Origin of the sequence: Streptomyces sp. NBC_01508 (assembly GCF_045040315.1) — a bacterium.
Taxonomy (GTDB): domain Bacteria; phylum Actinomycetota; class Actinomycetes; order Streptomycetales; family Streptomycetaceae; genus Streptomyces.
The window spans coordinates 1,094,492-1,118,963 of the sequence record NZ_CP109419.1 but is presented as its reverse complement, the minus strand read 5'-3'; the positions used below and the strand labels follow the sequence as shown (position 1 = coordinate 1,118,963).

The following is a 24,472-nucleotide window of genomic DNA, read 5'->3' as shown; positions in this document are numbered from 1 at the left end:
GGTCGGCGCGGGGCTGGGTGCGGGGCGGTGACCAGTGCCCCTACGGCCCTCTGTCCGGCGAGTGAGCCGAAGGGGCGCGTCGGTGTCGAAAGGGAGAGCGCGCGGAGGCCCCGAGGAACGAGGGGCTGAGCACGGTCGACCGTCGACACCGACTCAAAGCGCCCCGGAGGCGAACCGAGCCCCAAAAAAAGGGGGGGATGGACCCCGGCCGGCGCAGGGGGCGCTCCCCGCCGGCCGGGGCCGTGTCCCGTGTATCCCGTGCCGCGGCGGCGCGTCACACCTCGCTGTGGAGGGCGATACGGTCGTCGCCGGCATACACGTTCATGGAGGGCCCGCGGAGGAAGCCGACCAGGGTCAGTCCGGTCTCGGCGGCGAGGTCGACGGCGAGGGACGACGGCGCGGAGACCGCCGCCAGGACCGGGATTCCGGCCATCACCGCCTTCTGGGCGAGTTCGAACGACGCCCTGCCCGACACCAGCAGGATCACCCGTGACAGCGGCAGCAGCCCCTGCCGCAACGCCCGGCCGACCAGTTTGTCGACCGCGTTGTGGCGGCCCACGTCCTCCCGGATGTCGAGGAGTTCACCGTCCTCGGAGAACAGGGCCGCCGCGTGCAGACCCCCGGTCCGGTCGAAGACCTGCTGTGCCGCCCGCAACCGGTCGGGGAGGAGGGAGAGCAGTGCCGGTTCGACCCGGACCGGGGGAGTGTCGGAGATCGGGAAGCGGGCCGTGGTGCGTACGGCGTCGAGGCTGGCCTTGCCGCACAGGCCGCACGAGGACGTGGTGTAGACGTTGCGTTCGAGCGTGATGTCCGGCATCGGGACGCCGGGCGCGAGTTGGACGTCCACCACGTTGTACGTGTTCCGGCCGTCGTCCGTAGCCCCGGCGCAGTACACGATCGACCGGACGTCGTCCGCCGCGCCGAGGACGCCCTCACTGACCAGGAATCCGGCGGCGAGCGCGAAGTCGTCGCCGGGGGTGCGCATGGTGATGGCGAGCGGCTTGCCGTTGAGCCGGATCTCCATGGGCTCCTCGGCGACGAGGGTGTCGGGGCGGGTGGTGACCGCCCCGTCCCTGATACGGATGGTGCGGCGGCGCTCGGTGACCCGTCCCATGGTGATCCTCTCCGTTCCTCGCTCGTTCGGACTCTGCTCTGTCGCGCCGGCGGCCGGTGCTGCGGCTGGTGAGTGCTGCCGCTCGTGCTGCCGCTAGTGCTGCTGCGCGTGCTGGTAGCCGAAGCGGCCCTTGATGCACAGATTGCCGTGGGTCACCGGGTTGTCGTGCGGTGAGGTGACCTTGACGATCTCATTCTCCTGCACGTGCAGCGTGAGGTTGCAGCCGACTCCGCAGTACGCGCAGATCGTGGTGGTCTCCGTCTGCGCCGACTCGTCCCAGGTCCCGGCCTCGCGCATGTCGAACTCCGACTTGAAGCTGAGCGCGCCCGTCGGGCAGACCTCGATGCAGTTGCCGCAGTAGACGCACGCCGATTCGGGCAGCGCCACGGCGTGCTCCGTGGAGATACGGGCGTCGAAGCCGCGGCCGGCGACGGAGATGGCGAAGGTGTTCTGCCACTGCTCGCCGCACGCGTCCACGCACTTGTAGCAGAGGATGCATTTGTCGAGGTCCCGGACGTAGAGATCGTTGTCGATCTTCGGAGTTTCGTTGACCCGCGCCGCGTCGGGCCCGAACCGGTCGGGCTTCGCCTCGTACTCCTTGATCCACTCGGCGGCGCGCGGTGTCGTGGACAGGTCGGTGGACGAAGCGAGCAGTTCCAGGACCACCTTGCGGCTGGTGCGGGCGCGCTCGGAGTCCGTACTGACCTTCATCCCGGCCTCGGCCCGGCGTGAGCACGCCGGCGCGAGCGTACGGGCGCCCTCGACCTCCACCACGCACACGCGGCACGCGTTCTTCGGCGTGAGCGTGTCGCCCTCGCAGAGCGTCGGGATGTCCTTGCCCGCGGCCCGGCAGGCGTCCAGGATCGTGGCGCCGTCGGGGACCCGGGTGGGCTCGCCGTCGAGTGTGAACTCGATCAGACGGCGCGGCAGTTGGAGAGGTATGACGGTCACTCGAAGGCCCCCAGACGGTCGATGGCGGACTCGACGGCGTTCCACGCGGTCTGTCCGAGACCGCAGATGGAGGCGTCGCGCATGGTCTGGCCGACCTCGCGCAGCAGCGCGACGTCGTCCGAGGCGGCGGCGCCCGTACGGTCCTTGATGCGGTGCAGCGCCTCCTCCTGGCGGACGGTGCCGACCCGGCAGGGCACGCACTGTCCGCAGGACTCGTCGCGGAAGAACTCGGCGATGCGCAGCAGCGTCCTGGGCAGGGGGACGGTGTCGTCCATGACCAGGATCACGCCGGAGCCGAGGGTGGTGCCGGCGGCCCTGGTCCCCTCGAAGGTGAGCGGGATGTCCCGTTCGTCGGGCCGTACGAAACCGCCCGCCGCGCCGCCGAGCAGGATCGCCGTGATCTCGGTCGGGGTGCCCGCGAGGTCGAGCAGTTCGCCGAGTGTGGCGCCGAACGGCAGCTCGTAGATGCCGGGCCGTTCGACGTTGCCCGAGACGCAGAACAGTTTCGGGCCGGTGGAGTTCTCGGTGCCGGTCGCCGCGTACGCCTCGGCGCCCATCGTCAGGATGGGCAGCACGTTGATCAGCGTCTCGACGTTGTTGGCGGCCGTCGGCTTGCCGAACAGCCCCTTCTCCACCGGGAACGGCGGCTTGGAGCGCGGTTCGCCGCGGAAGCCCTCGATCGAGTTGAAGAGGGCGGTCTCCTCGCCGCAGATGTACGCCCCGGCGCCCCGGCGGATCTCGATGTCGAAGGCGTAGCCCTGGCCGAGTACGTCGTCACCGAGGAATCCGCGCAGCCGGGCCTGGGTGAGGGCGTTCTCCAGCCGGTGCAGGGCGCGCGGGTACTCGCCGCGCAGATAGAGGTAGCCGACATGGGCGCCGGTGGCGTAGCCGGCGATGGTCATGGACTCGATCAGGGCGAACGGGTCGCCCTCCATGATCACCCGGTCCTTGAAGGTGCCGGGCTCCGATTCGTCGGCGTTGCAGACCAGGAAGTGCGGCCGGTCCGGCTGGGACGCGGTGGCCTGCCACTTGCGCCCGGTCGGGAAGGCCGCGCCGCCGCGGCCGAGCAGTCCGGAGTCGGTGACCTCCCGGATCACTCCGGCCGGTCCGATGTCGAACGCCCGCCGCAGGGCGCTGTATCCGCCGTGCGACCGGTAGTCGTCGATGCTGTACGGGTCGACGACGCCGACCCGCTGGAGCAGCATCAGGCCTTCCTGCCCGGCCTGCGGTACGGCCAGGGCGGCGGAGGGCTCCTCGGGGGCGTCCTCCGGGGCACCGGCGGCGTCGATCAGCGTGTCGACCGTGGCCGGCGCGATGACGGCGAACGCCTGCCGCCGGGGGGCGGTTTGGGCCGGCGAGCCGTTGGCGGGTGCCCGCAGGGGCGTGACCCCGGCGCCGTTCGGGGCGAGATCCGCCCGGAGGGGAGTGACCCCGGCGCCCCCGACCGCCTCGTCCACCCCGACCGGCCGGTCCTGGCGATGATTCGCCCGCGCCGAGGCGCCGACGTTCCTCAGCCGGGGGTCGCGCTGCGCGGGCACCGTGTCGGACGGGGTGCCCGCCTGCAACAGCAGTGCCGCCGGGGCCCGTTCGCACAGCCCCAGACACGGGCTCGACTGCCATACGACGCCGTCCGCCGCCGAGCCCGCCGCGCCCATCCGCTCCTCCAGGTCCGCGCACAGCTTGGCGGACCCGTTCCCCGCGCACGCCAGGTCGGTGCAGACGTGCAGTACCTTGGCGGGCCGGGGCTTGACGGCGAACATCGCGTAGAACGTGGCCACGCCGTACGCCTCGGCCGGCGGCACCGTCAGCCGCCGGCACAGGTAGGCGAGCGCGCCCTCGCTGATCCAGCCCACGCGGTCGTTGACGGCGTGCAGCCCCGGCAACAGCAGGTCGCGCCGTTCGCGTGCCTCGCGACCGCCGCGGGCCCAGCGCAGATCCGCGTCCGAGCGGTCCTGAGCGCCCTCCCACGCCGACGTCGGGGGGCCGAGCAGCGAATCGACCGCCGCCCGTTCCTCGTCCGTCGGTTCGCTGTCACCGAAGTGCAGGTCCACTGATTCTCAGCTCCTCGCTGCTGTCGCCGGCATCTGAGTCACGTTCTCGGGCAACTTCTCGATCCGGATGGCCGACGCCTTGAACTCGGCGGTGCCGGCGATCGGGCAGTTCGCCTCGATCGTCAGCTGGTTGGTGTCCACCTCGTCCGGGAAGTGCATGGTCATGAAGGCCAGTCCGGGCCGCAGCCCGGGGTCGATCCACACCGGTGCCCGCACGGTGCCGCGCCGTGAGGAGATCCGGACCTCCTCGCCGACCTGGACGCCGTACGCCCGCGCGTCCTCCGGGCACAGCTCCAGATACTCGCCGCGGCGCAGCGGGGAGGCGAAACTCCCGCTCTGCACACCGGTGTTGTACGAGTCGAGCCGCCGCCCGGTGGTGAGCCTGATCGGGTACTGATCGTCCGTCAGATCCACCGGTGGGTCGTGCTTCACGATGCCGAACGGGGCGAGCCTGCCGCGCTTGGCGGGGTCCGCGTCCCACAACCTGCCGTGCAGATAGGTGGGTTCGAGCCGCTCGGTGTCGGGGCACGGCCACTGGATGCCCTGGTGCTCGGCCAGCCGGTCGTACGTCATCCCGAAGTGGTCGGGGGACAGGGCGCGCAGCTCGTTCCAGACGGTCTCCGCGTCCGCGAACTTCCACGGGTGCCCGAGCCGTTCGGCCAGCTCGCAGATGATGTCGATGTCCTCGCGCGCCTCGCCCGGCGGGTTGATCGCCTTGCGTACGCGCTGGACCCGGCGCTCGCTGTTGGTGGTGGTGCCGTCGGTCTCGCACCAGGCGGCCGTGGCGGGCAGGACCACGTCCGCCAGCTCCGCCGTTCTGGTGAGGAAGATGTCCTGCACGATCAGGCAGTCGAGCGCCCTGAGCCGGTCCATGGCCTGTCCGCTGTCGGCCTCGGACTGCGCCGGGTTCTCGCCGATGCAGTAGACGGCCCTCAGGTCGCCGGTCTCCATGGCCTCGAACATGTCGGTGAGGTTGAGGCCGTAGTGGGGCCGGATCACGGTGTCCCACGCGGTCTCGAACTTCCGCCGCACATCGGCTTCGAGGATGTCCTGGAAGCCCGGCAGCCGGTTGGGGATGGCCCCCATGTCGCCGCCGCCCTGCACGTTGTTCTGCCCGCGCAGGGGCTGGACCCCAGAGCCGTACCGTCCGACGTGACCGGTGAGGAGCGACAGGTTGATCAGCGCCCGGACGTTGTCCGTGCCGTTGTGGTGCTCGGTGATACCGAGCGTCCAGCACAACTGGGCCCGCTCGGCGCGGGCGTAGGCGTGGGCGAGGTCGCGGATCGCCGCGGCGGGGACGCCCGTCACCTTCTCGGCCACCGTGAGGGTCCACGGCTCGACCTCGGCCGCGTACTCCTCGAAGCCGGTGGTGGCCTGCGCGACGAACGCCTTGTTGTGCAGGCCGGCGTGGATGATCTCGCGGCCTACGGCGTGGGCGAGCGGGATGTCCGTGCCGACGTTGAGCCCCATCCAGCTCTCGGCCCACTCGGCCGTGGTGGTGCGGCGGGGGTCGACGGCGTACATCCGCGCGCCGTTCCTGATGCCCTTCAGGACGTGCTGGAAGAAGATGGGGTGCGCGAAGCGGGCGTTGGAGCCCCACATCACGATCAGATCCGTGTGCTCGACCTCTCCGTAGGAGGAGGTGCCGCCGCCGGATCCGAAGGCCGCGGAGAGTCCGGCGACGCTCGGCGCGTGGCAGGTCCGGTTGCAGGAGTCGACGTTGTTGGTGCCCATGACCACGCGTGCGAACTTCTGCGCGACGTAGTTCATCTCGTTCGTGGCCCGGGCGCACGAGAACATGCCGAACGCGCCGCGAGCCGCCCCCAGCCCCTCGGCCGCCCGGTCGAGTGCTTCCTCCCAGGTCGCCCGCCTCAGCGGGCCGCCCTTCTCGTCCCGCACCAGCGGGTGTTCGAGCCTGGCGTAGGTCTTTGGCGTGCGATCCCGCCTTCTTGCGCTGCTTTTCACGCTGCGCTCCCTCATGAGTCATGGCCTGTGGCCGCGCCATTGCATACAGTATCCCGCTGGCTTGCGGGAAGCGGAAGCCTCGCGTACGGGTTTTGTGGAGGGGCCTGGAGACGCCGGCTCCGCCCGGCTGGCCGCCCGACGGGCCGGTTCGTCCTCAACCGCCGGACGGGCTCAGAAGGCCCCGCCCGGCGATTGATCGAGGTCAACTGCCGCCTACGCCGCCACGCCGCGTGCCAGCAGGTCCGAGATGGCGTCGACCGTACGGAGCGTCGGCACCTCGATGTCGCACATGGCGGCGAGTTCGACGACGGCCGCGAGCAGCACGTCCAGCTCCATCGGCTTCCCCTTCTCCAGGTCCTGGAGGGTGGAGGTCCGGTGGTCGCCGACCCGTTCGGCGCCGGCCAGCCGGCGTTCGACGGAGATGTCGGGGTGGCAGCCGAGCGCTTCGGCGACCCGGAGCGTTTCGGTCATCATCAGTTCGATGACGTCCCGGGTGCTGCGGTGCAGACACATCTCCCGCATCGTCGCGCGGGTCAGCGCGCTGATCGGGTTGAAGGAGATGTTGCCGAGGAGCTTGATCCAGATCTCGTCGCGCAGTTCGGCCTCGACCGGGCACTTGAGCCCGCCCGCCCGCATGGCCTCGGCGAACTCCTTGGTGCGCGGCGAGAGTGACCGGTCCGGCTCCCCGATGGAGAACCGGGTGCCTTCCAGGTGCCGTACGACTCCCGGCCCTTCCAGCTCCGTCGCCGCGTAGACGACACAGCCGATGGCACGCTGCGGCGGCAGGACGGCGCTGACCGAGCCGCCGGGGTCGACGCTCTCGATCCGGCGGCCGTCGTGCGGGCCGCCGTGCTGGTGGAAGTACCACCAGGGGATGCCGTTCTGGGCGGCGACGACCGCCGTGTGGTCCTGGAGCAGAGGCGCGATGAGCGGCCCGCACGCCGCGTACGAATTCGCCTTGAGACCCAGGAATACGTAGTCGACCGGACCGATGTCGGCCGGCCGATCGGTGGCGTGCGCCCGCGCGGTCCAATCGCCGCGCGGGCTGTGCACCCGGACTCCGTGCTGCCTCATGGCCGCCAGATGCGGTCCACGGGCGATGAGATGGACTTCGGCGCCTGCGCGGTCCAGCGCGGCTCCGACATAGGCGCCGATCGCACCGGCACCGACGACTGCGACTTTCACCGTGGGGCTCTCCGTTCGCTCTGAGGGTGTTGAGAGAAGCGCGGAGTCAGCCAAAGGGACACACTTTGCCGACGATATATTGTCTACAGTATGGAATAACTGCCGACAAGACTTCTGTCGCCGGCGGCTTGCCGGTCACGACATCGTCGATGCCTCCGGGGCGGCGGCCGGACGATTGCCGCCGCGCACCACGTCGAGGTAGTCGGCCACGGCGTCCCTGTTGCGGGTCAGGCATCTGATGCGTTCGGTCATGCGGTCACGTTCGAATTCGAGCGTGGTGATCATCTCCGGTGTCGCGTCGGAGAAGTGGATGATCCGGGGCTTGTCGAGGCATGGGAGGATCTGCTTGATGATCCGGGTCGGCAGTCCGGCATCGAGCAGCCCTCTGATCTGGACGACCCGGTCCACGTTGTACTCGTCGTACACGCGGTAGCCGTTCGGGGAACGACCGGCGACGATCAGCCCTTGTTCCTCGTAGTAGCGCAGCAGCCGGCGGGGCGTGTCCGTGCGCTCCGACAGCTCTCCGATGCGCATGTGTCGCACCTCACTCCTGGTCGTGTTGACCCTCACACCAATGTGACGGTTTGAGCATACGGACCATGAGAAACCGCGCCACACAACCGGCCGACTCCCACGCCGCAACCGACGATCGGAAGCTCCCGCTGCCCGCGCTGCTGGCGCTGGCCACGGCCGTCTTCATCACCAGCCTGACCGAAACGCTGCCCGCGGGCCTGCTGCCCGCGATGGGTGCCGACCTCAAGGTCGGCGAGGCCGCCACGGGGCAGACGGTGACGATCTACGCGATCGGGACCGCGCTCACAGCGATCCCGTTGACCGCGGCCACAGCGGGGTGGCGGCGCAAACGGCTGCTGCTGACCGCGATGGCGGGGTTCGCCGTCGCCAACACGGTCACCGTTGTCTCGACGAACTTTCCCCTGACCATGGCGGCCCGGTTCGTCGCCGGGGTGGCCGCGGGCCTGGCCTGGGCACTGCTGGCCGGATACGCCCGCCGCATGGCACCCGTTCACCTGCAAGGCAGAGCGATCGCGATCGCCATGGCCGGCATTCCGATCGCTCTGGCACTGGGAGTGCCCGCGGGGACCTTCCTCGGCCAGGCCTTCGACTGGCGGGTGGCGTTTTTGATCATGACCGTGCTCACCGTCGTCCTGCTCGGCTGGATCACCGCGACGGTCCCGGACTACCCCGGGCAGCGGCCGGAAGGCCGGACGCCGATGCCGCGGACCCTCGCCATCCCCGGCGTGGCACCGGTCCTGTTCGTCACTCTGGTATTCGTGCTGGCCCACACCATCCTCTACACGTACATCGCCACGTTTCTCGACCGGCTCGGCATGGGCGATTCCACCGACCTCGTGCTGCTGCTCTTCGGCGCCGCCTCCCTGGTGAGCATCTGGATCGTGGCCGCGCACATCAACCGCCGGCTGCGAACCCTGACCATCGGCGGCACCCTGCTGGTCGCCGTGGCGGCGGTCATCCTGGCGGTACCGGCCGGCAGTCCCGCTCTGGTCTACCTCGCGGTGACGCTGTGGGGCCTCGGGTGGGGAGGTGTCCCCACCCTTCTCCAGACCGCCGCGGGCGACGCGGGGGGCGAGTCGGCGGACTCCGCGCAAGCCGCACTCGTCACCCTGTGGAACGTGGCCATGGCCGGCGGCGGAGTCGCCGGTGGCGTCCTCCTCGGCTTGGTCGGCCCCATGTCCTTCCCCTGGACCGTCCTCGCCCTCCTCATTCCGGTACTGGTCGTCGCGGTCGCCGCTCGCGCACACGGTTTCCCCGTCAGGCGCGCGAGCACGACCTCATGAACGCCCACGCGAAGTTCCTCGGCGCGGAACACGGCCGACGTGAACAGCGGGTCAGAGATCTTCCCAAACGGCCGGGGCCGTTCCTAGAGTGCGCGACCATGACCCCACCACTCGCCCCGGCCGGCTGGAGCCGCTGGCTGGTACCCCCCGCAGCGCTGTCGGTGCATCTGTCGATCGGCCAGGCCTACGCCTGGAGCGTGTTCAAGCCGCCGCTGGAATCCGCGCTCGGCCTCTCCGGCACCCAGAGCGCCCTGCCCTTCCAGCTGGGCATCGTGATGCTCGGCCTGTCCGCCGCCTTCGGCGGGACCCTCGTCGAACGCAACGGCCCACGCTGGGCGATGACCGTCGCACTCGTCTGCTTCTCGTCCGGCTTCCTGCTCTCCGCGCTCGGCGCCGCGACCGAACAGTTCTGGCTGATCGTCTTCGGCTACGGCTTCGTCGGCGGCGTCGGACTCGGCATCGGCTACATCTCGCCCGTATCGACGCTGATCAAATGGTTCCCCGACCGGCCCGGCATGGCGACCGGCATCGCGATCATGGGCTTCGGCGGCGGCGCGCTCATCGCCTCGCCGTGGTCCGCGCAGATGCTCCAGTCGTTCGGCTCCACCAGCGACGGCATCGCCAAGGCGTTCCTCGTACACGGCCTGGTGTACGCGGTGTTCATGCTGCTCGGCGTCCTGCTGATCCGCGTACCACGACCGGACACGGCGCCCAGGGCGGCGGTCGCGCCCGAGTCGGCCCTGATCACCACCGCGCGGGTCTCCGCCAGGTCGGCGGTGCGCACACCGCAGTTCTGGCTGCTGTGGGTCGTCCTGTGCATGAACGTCACCGCGGGCATCGGCATCCTTGAGAAGGCCGCGCCGATGATCACCGACTTCTTCGCCGACACCGCCACGCCGGTCTCCGTCTCGGCCGCGGCCGGTTTCGTCGCGCTGCTGTCGGCGGCCAACATGGCGGGCCGGATCGGCTGGTCGTCCACCTCCGACGTGATCGGCCGGAAGAACACCTACCGCCTCTACCTCGGCGTCGGCGCCCTGATGTATCTGCTGATCGCGCAGTTCGGCGACACGTCCAAACCGCTCTTCATCATCTGCGCGCTGGTGATCCTCTCCTTCTACGGAGGAGGCTTCGCCACCGTCCCCGCCTACCTCAAGGACCTGTTCGGCACCTACCAGGTGGGCGCGATCCACGGCCGGCTGCTCACCGCCTGGTCGGCGGCCGGCGTCCTCGGTCCGCTCATCGTCAACCGGGTCGCCGACAGCCAGGAGGAGGCGGGCAAGAGCGGCCCCGGGCTGTACGGGCTCTCGCTGACCATCATGATCGGGCTGCTCGTCGTCGGGTTCGTGGCCAACGAGCTGGTCCGCCCCGTACACCCGCGTCATCACGAGCCGGAGACCGCCCCGCCCGGGAACAACGCCGGAACCGAGTCGCAGCCACCGAAGGAGATCCCCGATGACCACAGCACCGGAGAGCGGCAGCGCAGTGTCTGAGTCCCGGCGGACCCCGCTGACCGTCTTCGCCTGGCTCTGGGTGGGCGTCCCTCTCGCGTACGGTCTGTACGAACTGGTCCGTAAGGCCACCCAGCTGTTCACCGGGTGAGGTGAGCGAGGTGACCTCGGGCAACGCCGGATGATCCGGAGTCTCCAAGACGAGGCCGGGAATCCTGTCGGGTCACCTGCCCCCTTACTCGTGAGTCGCTGACGAGACTGGGGAACTCCTGACGTCGACCGAAGAGGGGGTCCCGGGCATGACCGGCACTCGTATCGCCGCGCTCGGGCACTACCAGCCCGCCAAGGTGCTCACCAACGACGACCTGGCGGGCATGGTCGACACCACTGATGAGTGGATCAGGAGCCGCGTCGGCATCAAGACGCGGCATGTGGCGGGGCCCGACGAGTCCGTGGACGAGCTGGCGGCGCACGCCGCGGCGAAGGCGCTCGCCGCCGCCGGTCTGACCTCCGCCGACATCGACCTCGTCCTGGTCGCCACGTCCACGGCGATCAACCGGTCACCGAACATGGCCGCCCGCGTCGCCGCCCGGCTCGGCATGGGCTCACCGGCCGTGATGGACCTCAATGTGGTCTGCGCCGGCTTCACCCACGCGCTCGCCACCGCCGACCACGCCGTACGGGCCGGTGCGGCGACCCGCGCGCTGGTCGTCGGCGCCGACAAGATGGCCGACATCGCCGACTGGACCGACCGCACCACCTGTGTCCTGCTCGGTGACGGCGCGGGCGCGGCGGTCGTCGAGGCCGTCCGGCCGGGCGAGGAGCCGGGTATCGGCCCGGTGCTGTGGGGTTCGGTGCCCGAGATGGGCAACGCCGTACGGATCGAGGGCACCCCGCCCCGCTTCGCGCAGGAGGGCCAGTCCGTCTACCGCTGGGCCACCACCCAGCTGCCGCCGATCGCCCGCAAGGTCTGCGAGCGCGCGGGCATCGCGCCCGAGGATCTGGCCGCCGTCGTACTGCACCAGGCCAACCTGCGGATCATCGAGCCCGTCGCACAGAAGATCGGCGCGGTGAACGCGGTCATCGCACGCGATGTCGTGGACTCCGGCAACACCTCGGCCGCGTCGATCCCGATGGCGCTGTCCAAGCTCGTGGAGCGCGGCGAGGTGGAATCCGGCGCTCCGGCCCTGCTTTTCGGCTTTGGCGGAAATCTCTCTTACGCCGGGCAAGTCATCCGCTGCCCCTGATCCGCTACGGTTCTCGGTAGACTGTAGACGATAGCCAATCGTTGCTGTCTGTTGCCGAGATCTTTGCCGTGGATCAGCCAGGATGGGGGACCGCAATGTTGTCCGCAGGACTGCCTCAGGGCTCAGTGCCCAAACTCGAACGCCCTGGCCCGCTGCGTGAGCGCGTCTACGAGGCCCTGCTCGAACTCATCACCGTCCGCCAACTGCGGCCCGGACAGCATCTGGTGGAGAGCGAACTCGCCGGCCATCTCGGGGTTTCCCGCCAGCCCGTACGCGAGGCGCTCCAGCGGCTGAACACCGAGGGGTGGGTCGATCTGCGGCCCGCCCAGGGCGCGTTCGTCCACGAGCCGACGGAGGCGGAGGCGGACCAGCTGCTCTCGGTCCGTACGCTCCTGGAGGCCGAGGCGGCGAGGCTTGCGGCAGCGAATTCGGGCTCGGCGGGGATCGCCGCGCTTGAGGCGCTCTGCGCCAAGGGCGAGCGGTCGGTGGCCGACGACGACGTGGACCTCACGGTCGCCACCAACGCGGCGTTCCACGCGAAGGTGATGGAGCTGGCCGGGAACGTCGTCCTGGCGGAGCTGGCGGCGCAGGTGGACCGTCGGGTGCGCTGGTACTACACGCCGGTGGCGCGGCAGCGCGGCAAGCAGTCCTGGATCGAGCACCGGGCCCTGATCGCGGCGATCTCCGCGCGGGACGAGCAGGCCGCGACGGCGGTCATGCGCTCCCACACCGAGCAGACGCGCACCACGTACCACCACCGCGGGGACGCCCCGGCCTGACGTATTCGCACGTGTGCGAATGAGTAGTGAGGCGCCTCCGGCGGGTCGCGGGGGCGCCTTTCGCATGCGCCGGAACGGCCGGTCGCCCACTCGCGCGAACGGCCCCCGGTGCGCCCGCCGGTGGCCCGTCCCGGCGGACCGTGAAACGTCTTTGTCCTGACTGTGGAGAAAGTTGGGGGCGATTCCTGCGCAACTTCTTCCCACTCGGGGAAAGCGCTGCTACGTTCCCCTCGAAAGCCCGTCGAAACGACACCCGACGTAGCGACGCACACACAGCAGAGAGGCGGGGAGGGGCGCGTGAGACGTATGACCGCACGACCCGCGAACGCTCATCAGGCGCGACTGCTCCGGCTCTTGCGTGACGGTGGGCCCAACTCCCGCGCCCAGCTCGGCGATCAGGTCGACCTCTCCCGCTCCAAGCTCGCCGTGGAGGTCGACCGGCTGCTGGAGACCGGGCTCGTCGTCGCCGACGGACTCGCCGCCTCGCGCGGCGGCCGCCGCTCCCACAACATCCGGCTCGCGCCCGCCCTGCGCTTCCTCGGGGTGGACATCGGCGCCACGTCCATCGACGTCGCCGTCACCAACGCCGAACTCGAAGTGCTCGGCCATGTCAACCACCCCATGGACGTCCGCGAGGGTCCGGTCGCCGTCTTCGAGCAGGTGCTCGCGATGGCCGCCAAGCTCAAGGCCTCCGGACTCGCCGACGGGTACGACGGCGCCGGAATCGGCGTCCCGGGCCCGGTCCGCTTCCCCGAAGGTGTGCCGGTCGCGCCGCCGATCATGCCGGGCTGGGACGGTTTCCCCGTACGCGAGGCGCTCAGCCAGGATCTCGGCTGCCCCGTCATGGTCGACAACGACGTGAACCTGATGGCGATGGGGGAGCAGCACGCGGGTGTAGCGCGCTCCGTGGGCGACTTCCTCTGCGTCAAGATCGGTACCGGTATCGGCTGCGGCATCGTGGTCGGCGGCGAGGTCTACCGCGGTACGACCGGCAGCGCGGGCGACATCGGCCACATCCGGGTCGAGCCCGACGGACGCGCCTGCGTCTGCGGCAACAGGGGCTGCCTGGAAGCCCACTTCAGCGGTGCCGCGCTGGCCAGGGACGCCGAGGACGCCGCCCGTACGGGCCGTTCCGCCGAACTCGCCGCGCGTCTCGAAGCGGCCGGCCGGCTCACCGCCGCCGACGTCGCCGTGGCCGCCGCGGCCGGCGACCCCACCGCCCTCTACCTCATCCGCGAGGGCGGCAACCGGGTCGGCCAGGTCATCGCCGGACTCGTCAGCTTCTTCAACCCGGGCCTCGTCGTGATCGGCGGCGGGGTGACCGGACTCGGCCACACCCTGCTGGCCAGCGTCCGTACCCAGGTCTACCGCCAGTCACTTCCGCTGGCCACCGGCAATCTCCCCATCGTTCTCGGGGAGTTGGGGCCGACCGCCGGAGTCACCGGCGCGGCCCGGCTCATCAGCGACCACCTCTTCTCCCCGGCCTGACAGCGGCACCCCGACGTCGGGCCGTACGGCACACGCTTCACCCCGTAACACCGAAATAACAGCAAAAAAGGCAACAAAAACACCAGCGGTACGAGCCGCACCACCCGCACCACTCGCACCACCCACCGCCCTGTTCCGCACATCCGCACGCCCGCTCACCGGCCGCATCCGCCGAGGGGATACGCCATGGCACCAGCACCACCCGAAGGCAGCCTGCTCACCATGTCCGGCATCACCAAGCTGTTCCCGGGCGTCCGCGCCCTGGACGGCGTGGACCTGGAGGTTCAGGCAGGCGAAGTCCACTGTCTGCTCGGCCAGAACGGGGCCGGCAAGTCCACACTGATCAAGGTGCTCGCCGGCGCGCACCAGCCCGACGACGGTGTCATCACCTGGCGCGGCGAAGAGGTCCAACTCAAGTCGCCCATCGCGGCGATGAAGCTCGGTATCGCGACCATCTACCAGGAACTCGACCTCGTCGAGGGCCTGTCGGTGGCCGAGAACATCTTCCTCGGGCACGAACCGACCGCCGCCGGCTTCATCGTCAAGGGCGGCGAGGCCAGGACCGCCACCACCGCGCTGCTCGCACGGCTCGGCCACCCCGAGATCCCGGCGGGCCGCCCCGTCGGTGAACTCTCCGCCGCGCACCAGCAGATCGTCTCCATGGCCCGCGCGCTCTCCCACGACGTACGGCTCATCGTGATGGACGAGCCGTCGGCGGCGCTCGACCCGGACGAGGTCGACAACCTCTTCCGTATCGTCGGCACCCTCACCGCCGACGGTGTCGCCGTCATCTACATCTCCCACCGCCTGGAGGAGATCCGCCGGATCGGCGACCGCGTGACCGTCATCAAGGACGGCCGTACCGTCGCCGTGGGTCTGCCCGCGAAGCAGACCCCCACCAGCGAGGTCGTCGCCCTGATGACCGGCCGGGAGGTCGCGTACGTCTTCCCCGACCGGCCCTCGGTCGCCGACGCCCCGCGCGGCGAGCCCATACTCCGGACCGAAGGGCTCACCAGGGAAGGGGAGTTCGAACCGGTCGACCTCGAACTGCGGCCCGGCGAGATCGTCGGCCTCGCGGGTCTCGTCGGCTCCGGACGCTCCGAGATCCTGGAGACCATCTTCGGCGCCCGCAAGCCCACGGCCGGCCGAGTGCTGGTCGACGGCCAGGAGTTGAAGCCCGGCAGCGTCCGCGCCGCCGTACGGGCCGGACTCGGCCTCGCCCCCGAGGAGCGCAAGGCCCAGGCCCTGCTGCTCATCGAATCGGTCACCCGTAACGTGTCGGTGTCGTCCATGTCCCGCTTCTCGCGCGGTGGTTGGCTCGACAGCGCCGCCGAGCGCAAGGCCGCCAGGGCCGCCACCCAGGAACTCTCCCTGCGCCCCGACAACCCGGACGCGGTCATCCGCACCCTGTCGGGCGGCAACCAGCAGAAGGCCGTCCTCGCCCGCTGGCTGCTGCGTGGCTGCCGGGTGCTGCTTCTCGACGAACCCACCCGCGGTGTGGACGTCGGCGCCCGCGCCGAGCTCTACTCCGTGATCCGCCGGCTGGCCGACGACGGCCTCGCCGTACTGCTCGTCTCCAGTGAGGTCCCCGAGGTCCTTGGCCTCGCCGACCGGGTGCTGGTGCTCCGGGAGGGACGTGTCGTGCACACGTCCCCGGCCCAGGAGCTGGACGAGCACCGTGTACTCGACCTTGTGATGGAAGGGAGCCCGACGCCATGAAACAGCCTGCCTCTGAGGCGCAGCAGGGCGGGCCCGACGCCGCACCCGCCGACGCCGTACCCGTGCCGCCGACCAAGCCCGCCGGAAAGACCCCGGGAGGTTTTGGGGGCCGGCCGCCGCTCGGACTGCGTCTCGATTTCCGTACCCTCTCGCTGCTCGGCGTGCTCGCCGCCCTGATAGTCGTCGGCGGCATCACCAAGCCCGATCAGTTCCTGGACACCAGCAATCTCCAACTGGTGCTCACCCAGGCGTCGATCATCGGTGTCGTCACCGTCGGCATGACGTTCGTCATCACCAGCGGCGGTATCGACCTGTCGGTCGGCGCGATCGTGGCCCTGGCCTCGGTGTGGGCGACGACCCTGGCGACCCAGGAGTACGGCTTCGCCGGCATCCTGTTCACCGCGATCATCGTGGGTCTGGCCTGTGGTCTGGTCAACGGGGTACTGATCGCGTACGGCGGCATGGCACCGTTCATCGCCACTCTCGCGATCATGGCGTCCGCCCGTGGTCTGGCCCTCCAGATCACCGACGGCAACACCCAGATCATCACCCTGGAGTCGGTGCTCGACCTCGGCGCCCGCGACTCGTACATCCTCGGGATCCCGCCGCTCGTCATCATCTTCGCGGTGGTGACGGTCATCGGCTGGCTGGTGCTCAACCGCACCACCTTCGGCCGGCGCACCGTCGCGGTCGGCGGCAACGCGGAGGCGACCCGCCTCGCCGGCATCGACGTCCGCAGGCAGCGGCTCTACCTGTACCTGCTGTCCGGACTCTGCTGCGGTATCGCCGCCTTCATGCTGATCGTGCTCTCCGGCTCCGGCCAGAACACGAACGGCAACCTGTACGAACTCGACGCCATCGCGGCGGCGATCATCGGCGGCACCCTGCTCAGCGGTGGCCGCGGCACGATCGTCGGCTCCGTGCTCGGTGTCCTGATCTTCACCACCATCACCAACATCTTCGCTCTCAACAACCTGCAGAGCGACGTCCAGCAGATCGCCAAGGGCGCGATCATCGTCGCCGCCGTACTGGTCCAGCGCCGCACGGCGCGCAACGGCGAGGGCTGACCCCGCACCCCGGGGCCCGACCTCGTACCGCTTCCCGACGCACCGCTTCCGACGTACCGCTCCATGAAGGGTCTGAACCGTCATGCCAGAAACGAGCCGTAGAGGCCTGCTGTTCGGCACCGCCGCCATTTCCGCGGGTGCCCTCCTCACCGCCTGCACGAGCAACGAGAAGGACGAGCCCGCAGCGAAGAACGAGCCGGCCGTCGACGACAAGCCCGGCAAGGCCGTCACCATCGGCTTCGCCGGCCCCCAGGCCGACCACGGCTGGCTCAACGCGATCAACGAGAACGCCAGGGCGCAGGCGAAGAAGTACTCGGACGTCACGCTCGACATCACCGAGGGCTCGAACGACACGGCCGCCCAGATCGGCCAGATCGACGCCCTGATCAACAAGAAGGTCGACGTCCTGGTGATCCTGCCGGCCGACGGCAAGGCCCTGACCCAGGCCGGTCTCAAGGCGATGCGCGCGGGCATCCCCGTCATCAACCTGGACCGGATCTTCGCCGACCCGCAGGCGTTCCGCTGCTACGTCGGCGGCGACAACTACGGCATGGGCGTCAACGCCGGCAACTACATCGGCGAGAAGCTGAAGGACAAGGCCAACGCCACCGTCATCGAACTGTCGGGCCCCGACAGCCTGGAGCTGACCAAGCAGCGCACCCAGGGCTTCGACGACGCGCTCAAGAACTACCCCAACATCAAGAAGGTCGCCCGTCAGGCGGCCGACTTCACCGTCGAGTCCGGCCAGGCCAAGATGGCCCAACTCCTCCAGGCGCAGAAGAAGTTCGACGCCCTGTGGAACCACGACGACGACCAGGGAGTCGGCGCCCTGCGCGCCATCGACCAGGCCGGCCGTGACGACTTCCTGATGGTCGGCGGCGCCGGTGCCAAGGCGGCCATGGACGCCATCAAGGCCGACAACAGCGTCCTGAAGGCGACCGTGCTGTACCCGCCGATCATGGCCTCGTCCGCGATCGACCTGGCCCGCGCGCTCGGCCAGGGCAAGGGTGTCAGCGGCATGGCCGGGCTGGAGATCCCGGCCCAGGTCACCCTGTTCTCGGCGGTCGTCGACAAGACGAACATCGACGAGTACCTGCCCCAGGGATTCAGCTGACCGGCTCCGCCAGTCAGGGCCTGATCCCCCCTGGGGCCACCCGTTCGGACGGTGCCGGACCCTGCGGGTCCGGCACCGTCCGAACGGAAGAACCTAGCCCCCACACGTGCGAAAGACGAGGAGTACTCCCTTATGACCAGCAGGGAAGCGTCGGAGAAGGAAGCCGGCGCACCGCCGCCACTCGGTGTCGGCATGATCGGATACTCGTTCATGGGTGCCGCCCACTCCCAGGGGTGGCGCACGGCGGGACATGTCTTCGATCTGCCGATGCGACCGCACCTCGCCGCCATCTGCGGGCGGGACGAGACGGCCGTCCGCTCGGCAGCCGACAGACTCGGCTGGGCCGCCGCGGAGACCGACTGGCGCGCCCTCATCGCGCGTGACGACGTGCAACTGGTCGACATCTGCACACCGGGGGACAGCCACGCGGAGATCGCCATCGCCGCGCTGGAGGCGGGCAAGCACGTCCTGTGCGAGAAGCCGCTGGCCAACTCGGTCGCCGAGGCCGAGGCCATGGTCAGGGCCGCCGATGCGGCCCGGTCCCGTGGCCAGTTGGCCATGGTGGGCTTCAACTACCGGCGGGTGCCCGCCATCGCGTACGCCCGCAAGCTGATCGAGCAGGGACGGCTCGGCGCGCTGCGGCACGTACGGGTCACCTACCTCCAGGACTGGCTGGTCGACGCCGAGTTCCCCCTCACCTGGCGGCTCAAGCGTGAGCACGCGGGGTCGGGGGCGCTCGGCGACCTGGGCGCGCACATCGTGGACCTGGCGCAGTTTCTGGCGGGGGAGCCGCTGGTCGGGGTCTCGGCGATGACGGAGACGTTCGTACGCGAACGGCCGCTGCTGTCAGGGGCGTCGGCCGGTCTCTCGGCGACCGGCGGTGCGGAGGCCGGCCCGGTCACGGTGGACGACGCCGCCCTGTTCACGGGGCGGCTCGCCTCCGGGGCGCTGGCGTCCTTCGAGGCCACCCGGATGGCCGCGGGACGCAAGAACGCGCTGCGCCTGGAGATCAACGGCGAGCGCGGTTCGCTCGCCTTCGATCTGGAGCGGCTCAACGAGCTGTCGTTCCACGACGAGTCGGAGCCCGCGGTCACCGCCGGCTTCCGGCGGATCCTGGTCACCGAGTCCGAACACCCGTATCTGGAGGCCTGGTGGCCGCCGGGCCACGGGCTCGGCTACGAGCACACCTTCGTGCACCAGGCCAAGGATCTGGTCGAGGCGATCGCCGCCGGAACCGATCCCGCGCCCTCCTTCGCCGACGGTCTCCAGGTCCAGCGGGTGCTGGCCGCCGTGGAGGACAGCGCGGAGAAGAACTCCGTCTACACACCCGTGCCGGCCCCGTCCGGAACCGAGTCTTGAGGGAAGGTCCGTATGCCACGCCCGTTCACGCTGTTCACCGGTCAGTGGGCCGATCTGCCACTGGAAGAGGTCTGCCGGCTCGCCCGTGACTTCGGTTACGACGGTCTGGAACTGGCCTGCTGGGGCGACCACTTCGAGGTCGACAAGGCGCTGACCGATCCGGGCTATCTGCAGAGCCGCCACGAGCTGCTCGACAAGTACGGCCTCAAGTGCTGGGCGATCTCCAACCACCTGGTCGGGCAGGCGGTCTGCGACAGCATCATCGACGAGCGCCACCAGAACATCCTGCCGTCCCGTATCTGGGGCGACGGGGAGGCCGAAGGCGTACGTCAGCGGGCCGCCGCCGAGATCAAGGACACCGCCAGGGCCGCCGCGGCCTTCGGTGTCAACACGGTCATCGGCTTCACCGGTTCGTCGATCTGGCATCTGCTGGCGATGTTCCCGCCGGTGCCGCCCGGCATGATCGAGCGCGGGTACGAGGACTTCGCGGAGCGCTGGAACCCGATCCTCGACGTCTTCGACACCGAGGGTGTGCGCTTCGCCCACGAGGTCCACCCGGGCGAGATCGCGTACGACTACTGGACGACGAAGCGCGCGCTCGAAGCGGTCGACCACCGGCCCGCGTTCGGGCTGAACTTCGACCCGAGCCATTTCGTCTGGCAGGACCTGGACCCGACCGGATTCCTCTACGACTTCCGGGACCGGATCTACCACGTCGACTGCAAGGAGGCGCGCAAGCGTCTCGACGGCCGTAACGGCAGGCTCGGTTCGCACCTGCCGTGGGGCGATCCGCGGCGCGGCTGGGACTTCGTCTCGGCCGGGCACGGCGACGTGCCGTGGGAGGACGTCTTCCGCATGCTGGGGGCGATCAACTACGAGGGCCCGATCTCGGTCGAGTGGGAGGACGCCGGTATGGACCGGCTCGCCGGCGCGCCCGAGGCGCTCGCCGATCTGAAGCGGTTCGACTTCGACCGGCCCACCGCGTCGTTCGACGCGGCCTTCGGCGGCGGCGAGTAGCCGGCGCTACGAGGGCTCAGCCCAACACGAGCCCGGCGGTGGAGAGTTCACCGCCGGGCCGTCCGGCATGCCCGGAAGTCCTTTGTCCTGAGGCGGGAAAAAGTTGAACTTCACCGCCGCGCAAGGGCTTTCCGTCCGGGACGAACAGAGTTACGGTCGCTGATATGTACAGGACATGTTGATCTCCGGTGCGACGGCGCGCCCCGGCGAGACAGCGGACCGAGTGCAACCGATGCGGGACCACGGGTGCTTGGACGAGCACTCCCCCCATCCCCCCACCCGAGGCGAGCCCCACGCTCCTTTCCTCCTCGGAGACCCGCACGTACGACAGGCATTTCCGGAGGACTCTCGTGCACAGTCAACGACGTCCCAGAGGCCGATCCCTACTCGCACTGCTGACCGGCGCCCTGCTCGCGGGGTCGACCCTCAGTGCGGTGCCGGCCAACGCCGCCGACCCGGGAAGACAGGCCGCCGCCCCCACGTTTCAGCAGGTGACCCTGGCCAAGGGCGCCGAAGAAGCGGGCGAGCCGATGACCCTCGCGGTGCTGCCCGACCGTCAGGTGCTGCACACCTCGCGCGACGGCACACTGCGCATCACCGACGAGGGCGGCACCACCAAGGTGTCCGGCAAGCTCGACGTGTACAGCCACGACGAGGAAGGACTTCAAGGAGTCGGCGTGGACCCCGGCTTCGACCGGAACCGGGCCGTCTACCTCTACTACGCGCCCGAACTCGACACCCCCGCGGGCGACGCGCCCGAGACGGGCACGGCCGCCGACTTCGCCCCCTTCGACGGAGTGAACCGGCTCTCGCGCTTCACGCTGAACGAGGACGGCACCCTCGACAAGGCCAGCGAGAAGAAGGTGCTCGACGTGCCCGCGTCGCGCGGCACGTGCTGCCATGTCGGCGGTGACATCGCCTTCGACGCGCAGGGCAACCTGTATCTGTCGACGGGCGACGACACCAACCCGTTCGCCTCCGACGGCTACACGCCGATCGACGACCGGCCGGACCGCAACCCGGCCTTCGACGCCCGTCGTTCCTCCGGCAACACCAACGACCTGCGCGGCAAGGTGCTGCGCGTCAAGGTCGCCGACGACGGCTCGTACACCGTGCCCGAGGGCAACCTGTTCGCCCCCGGCACGGAGAAGACGAAGCCCGAGATCTACGCCATGGGCTTCCGCAACCCGTTCCGGATCTCCGTCGACAAGGAGACGGGCGTCGTCTACGTCGGCGACTACGGTCCCGACGCGGGCGCGGCCGACCCGGACCGCGGACCGGCCGGCCAGGTCGAGTTCGCCCGCGTCACCGAGGCGGGCAACTTCGGCTGGCCGTACTGCACCGGCGACAACGAGCCCTTCAAGGACTACGACTTCGCCACCAACACCTCCGGCGCGGCCTTCGACTGCGCGGCGCCCAAGAACGACTCGCCGCACAACACCGGCCTCACCGACCTGCCGCCGTCCCAGGCCGCCTGGATCCCGTACGACGGGAACAGCGTCCCGGAGTTCGGCGACGGCTCCGAGTCCCCGATGGGCGGTCCCGTCTACCACTACGACGCGGCTCTCGACTCACCGGTCAAGTTCCCCGAGGAGTACGACGGGAACTTCTTCGCCGGCGAGTTCGGCCGCAAGTGGATCAAGCGCATCGACCAGGGCGCCGACGGCACCGTCGACTCGATCAACGACTTCCCCTGGTCCGGCACCCAGGTCATGGACCAGGAGTTCGGCCCCGACGGCGCGCTCTACGTCCTCGACTACGGCACCGGCTATTTCGGCGGCGACGAGAACTCGGCGCTCTACCGCATCGAGAACGCCACCGAGGGTTACGCGCCCATCGCCGTCGCGGCGGCCGACAAGACGTCGGGCACCGGACCGCTGGAGGTGGCCTTCTCGTCGGAGGGCACCGAGGACGCGGACGGTGAGGAGCTGACGTACGCCTGGGACTTCGGCGACGGCAAGACCTCCACCGAGGCGAACCCGACCCACACCTTCGAGGAGAACGGCACCTACTCGGCGACCGTCACCGCGAAGGACCCGGGCGGGCTCACCGGCACCGCCTCCGTGCAGGTCGTCGTCGGCAACACCGCGCCCGTGGTGAAGCTGGAACTGCCCGCGCCCGGCACGCTGTTCAACTTCGGTGACGAGCTGCCGTTCAAGGTCACGGTGACCGATCCCGAAGACAGCGCCGCCGGGGGAATCGACTGCTCCAAGGTCACCGTCCGCTACATCCTCGGCCACGACAACCACGGTCACCCGATCACCTCGAAGACCGGCTGCGAGGGCACCATCACGGCGCCGGCCGACGCCGAACACGACCCCAACGCCAACATATTCGGAGTGATCGACGCCGAGTACACCGACGGCGGGGGCGGCGGCCAGGCCGCGCTCACCGGTCACGGCCAGTCCGAGATCCAGCCCAGGCACCGTCAGGCCGAGCACGCCAACGACTCGTCCGGCACCACCGTCACCGAACGGGACGGAGCCAACGGCGGCAAGACCGTCGGCGGTATCTCGAACGGCGACTGGATCTCCTTCCAGCCGTACCACCTGGCGGGCGCGGCCAAGCTCACCGCCCGGGTCTCGTCCGGCGGCGCCGGCGGCACCCTTCAGGTACGGGCGGGCGCGGCCGACGGCGATGTCCTCGGCTCGGCCGAGGTGCCCGCCACCGGCGGCTGGACCACGTTCGAGGACGTCGAGGTGCCCCTGACCGGTGCCCCGGCGGAGCCGACCGACCTCGTCCTGACCTTCACGGGCGGCGAGGGCGACCTCTTCGACGTGGACGACTTCGAGATCACCGGGGACGCGCCCGCCGAGGCGGGCGAGCGGGTCCTGGTCTTCTCCAAGACGGCGGGCTTCCGGCACGACTCCATCGAGGCCGGCACCGCGGCCCTGAAGGAGCTGGGGGAGAGCGCCGGGATCACGGTCGAGTCCACACAGGACGCGGGCGCGTTCACGGCTTCGAACCTGGCGAACTACGACGCGGTGGCGTTCCTGTCCACCACCGGGGACGTGCTGGGCGCCGAGCAGCAGAAGGCGTTCGAGGAGTACGTCGCCGCAGGCGGCGGCTACCTGGGCGTCCACGCGGCCGCCGACACCGAGTACGAGTGGGAGTTCTACGGCGGCCTGGTGGGGGCCTACTTCGACTCCCACCCGGCGATCCAGCCCGCGACCGTGAAGGTCGAGGACCACGAGCACCCGGCCACGGCCCATCTTGAGGACACCTGGGACCGTACGGACGAGTGGTACAACTACCGCACCAACCCCCGTGAGCAGGCCCGCGTACTCGCCTCGCTGGACGAGTCGAGCTACGAGGGCGGCACGATGAAGGGCGACCACCCGATCGCCTGGTGCCAGACCTACGGGGGCGGCCGGTCCTTCTACACCGGCGGCGGCCACACCAAGGAGTCGTACGCCGAACCGGCCTTCCGTGAGCACCTGCTCGGCGGGCTGAAGTACGCCACCGGACAGGTCGAGGCCGACTGCGCGCCCACCGGCGGCACCGACCCCGGCCCCGGGTACACGGACATCTTCGACGGCAAGACCCTGGACGGCTGGAAGCAGGCCGGACCGGGCACGTTCGACATCGTCGACGGTGAGCTGCGCTCCGAGGGCGGCATGGGCCTGCTCTGGTACGAGGCGAAGGAACTCTCCTCGTACTCGCTCAAGCTCGACTGGAAGATGGACGGCGACGACAACTCGGGCGTCTTCGTGGGCTTCCCGGCCTCCGACGACGTCAACTCGGCCGTGGACAACGGCTACGAGGTCCAGATCGACGCCACCGACGCCGACGACCGCACCACGGGATCGGTGTACGGATTCCAGGCCGCCGACATCGAGGCCAGGGACAAGGCGCTCAAGCCGCCGGGTGAGTGGAACAGCTACGAGCTGAGGGTCGAGGGCGAGCGCCTGCGGGTGTTCCTCAACGGTGAAGTGATCAACGACTTCACCAACACCGATCCGGCCCGCGGCCTGAAGGACGGCCACATCGGCCTCCAGAACCACGGTGCCGACGACCAGGTGGCCTTCAAGAACATCCAGCTCAAGGAGGGGCCTACGTAGCCGGCACGGTGCGGTGACAGGGACGTGCCCGGCGGTGGCCAGCAATCACCGCCGGGCCGTCCGTCCTGCCATTTCTGTCTTTGTCCTCAA

The 24,472-nt window shown here is 69.8% G+C and carries 18 protein-coding genes; 12 read left to right on the top strand and 6 right to left on the bottom strand.

Annotation, left to right across the window (positions count from 1 at the left end):
• Window positions 1-274: 274 nt before the first annotated feature.
• The 6 genes from fdhD to OG700_RS05010 all read right to left on the bottom strand — a co-directional run bounded on the left by fdhD (window position 275) and on the right by OG700_RS05010 (window position 7,800).
• On the bottom strand, window positions 275-1,114 hold the full coding sequence (gene fdhD, locus OG700_RS05035; RefSeq protein WP_405609465.1) for a formate dehydrogenase accessory sulfurtransferase FdhD: 840 nt from the start codon (window positions 1,112-1,114) through the stop codon (window positions 275-277).
• 93 nt (window positions 1,115-1,207) lie between these two features.
• On the bottom strand, window positions 1,208-2,065 hold the full coding sequence (locus OG700_RS05030) for a 2Fe-2S iron-sulfur cluster-binding protein (protein WP_405609462.1): 858 nt from the start codon (window positions 2,063-2,065) through the stop codon (window positions 1,208-1,210).
• Window positions 2,062-4,116 (bottom strand): NAD(P)H-dependent oxidoreductase subunit E, encoded by a 2,055-nt coding sequence (locus OG700_RS05025; protein ID WP_405609459.1) that lies wholly within the window; start codon window positions 4,114-4,116, stop codon window positions 2,062-2,064. Before OG700_RS05025 ends, OG700_RS05030 begins: the two co-directional genes overlap by 4 nt.
• Before the next feature lie 6 nt (window positions 4,117-4,122).
• Window positions 4,123-6,081, bottom strand: a complete 1,959-nt coding sequence (locus OG700_RS05020; RefSeq protein ID WP_405609456.1) for a molybdopterin oxidoreductase family protein — start codon at window positions 6,079-6,081, stop codon at window positions 4,123-4,125.
• 213 nt (window positions 6,082-6,294) lie between these two features.
• A complete protein-coding gene (locus OG700_RS05015) occupies window positions 6,295-7,266 on the bottom strand; it encodes a 2-dehydropantoate 2-reductase (RefSeq protein ID WP_405609453.1) in 972 nt (323 codons plus the stop codon).
• Between the two features lie 135 nt (window positions 7,267-7,401).
• Window positions 7,402-7,800 (bottom strand): MerR family transcriptional regulator, encoded by a 399-nt coding sequence (locus OG700_RS05010; protein WP_405609450.1) that lies wholly within the window; start codon window positions 7,798-7,800, stop codon window positions 7,402-7,404.
• Window positions 7,801-7,865: 65 nt separating this feature from the next.
• Here OG700_RS05010 and OG700_RS05005 point away from each other — a divergent pair, with 65 nt between their 5' ends.
• The 12 genes from OG700_RS05005 (at window position 7,866) to OG700_RS04950 (ending at window position 24,382) form a co-directional block, all read left to right on the top strand.
• Window positions 7,866-9,083, top strand: coding sequence for an MFS transporter (locus OG700_RS05005; protein ID WP_405609447.1), 1,218 nt, complete (start codon window positions 7,866-7,868; stop codon window positions 9,081-9,083).
• Window positions 9,084-9,181: 98 nt separating this feature from the next.
• Window positions 9,182-10,573 (top strand): OFA family MFS transporter, encoded by a 1,392-nt coding sequence (locus tag OG700_RS05000; protein WP_405609444.1) that lies wholly within the window; start codon window positions 9,182-9,184, stop codon window positions 10,571-10,573.
• A complete protein-coding gene (locus OG700_RS04995) occupies window positions 10,536-10,682 on the top strand; it encodes a hypothetical protein (RefSeq protein ID WP_405609441.1) in 147 nt (48 codons plus the stop codon). Before OG700_RS05000 ends, OG700_RS04995 begins: the two co-directional genes overlap by 38 nt.
• A 148-nt stretch (window positions 10,683-10,830) precedes the next feature.
• A complete protein-coding gene (locus tag OG700_RS04990) occupies window positions 10,831-11,778 on the top strand; it encodes a beta-ketoacyl-ACP synthase III (protein WP_405609438.1) in 948 nt (315 codons plus the stop codon).
• A gap of 95 nt (window positions 11,779-11,873) precedes the next feature.
• Window positions 11,874-12,557 (top strand): GntR family transcriptional regulator, encoded by a 684-nt coding sequence (locus OG700_RS04985; protein WP_405609435.1) that lies wholly within the window; start codon window positions 11,874-11,876, stop codon window positions 12,555-12,557.
• A gap of 306 nt (window positions 12,558-12,863) precedes the next feature.
• A complete protein-coding gene (locus OG700_RS04980) occupies window positions 12,864-14,045 on the top strand; it encodes an ROK family transcriptional regulator (RefSeq protein ID WP_329379216.1) in 1,182 nt (393 codons plus the stop codon).
• A gap of 186 nt (window positions 14,046-14,231) precedes the next feature.
• Window positions 14,232-15,764 carry a sugar ABC transporter ATP-binding protein gene (locus OG700_RS04975; protein WP_405609431.1) on the top strand — a complete coding sequence of 511 codons (1,533 nt, stop codon included), beginning with the start codon at window positions 14,232-14,234 and terminating at the stop codon, window positions 15,762-15,764.
• Window positions 15,761-16,831 carry an ABC transporter permease gene (locus tag OG700_RS04970; protein ID WP_405609428.1) on the top strand — a complete coding sequence of 357 codons (1,071 nt, stop codon included), beginning with the start codon at window positions 15,761-15,763 and terminating at the stop codon, window positions 16,829-16,831. The genes OG700_RS04975 and OG700_RS04970 overlap by 4 nt, the downstream gene beginning before the upstream one ends.
• Before the next feature lie 82 nt (window positions 16,832-16,913).
• Window positions 16,914-17,945 carry a substrate-binding domain-containing protein gene (locus OG700_RS04965; RefSeq protein WP_405609425.1) on the top strand — a complete coding sequence of 344 codons (1,032 nt, stop codon included), beginning with the start codon at window positions 16,914-16,916 and terminating at the stop codon, window positions 17,943-17,945.
• A 132-nt stretch (window positions 17,946-18,077) separates the two neighbouring features.
• Entirely contained in the window at window positions 18,078-19,304 is a 1,227-nt protein-coding gene (locus OG700_RS04960) for a Gfo/Idh/MocA family protein (RefSeq protein WP_405609422.1), read from the top strand.
• 12 nt (window positions 19,305-19,316) lie between these two features.
• The gene (locus OG700_RS04955) at window positions 19,317-20,321 is read left to right on the top strand and encodes a sugar phosphate isomerase/epimerase family protein (RefSeq protein WP_405609419.1); all 1,005 of its coding nucleotides are present in this window, start codon (window positions 19,317-19,319) and stop codon (window positions 20,319-20,321) included.
• Window positions 20,322-20,671: 350 nt separating this feature from the next.
• Entirely contained in the window at window positions 20,672-24,382 is a 3,711-nt protein-coding gene (locus OG700_RS04950) for a ThuA domain-containing protein (RefSeq protein ID WP_405609416.1), read from the top strand.
• The last annotated feature ends 90 nt before the right edge of the window (window positions 24,383-24,472 follow it).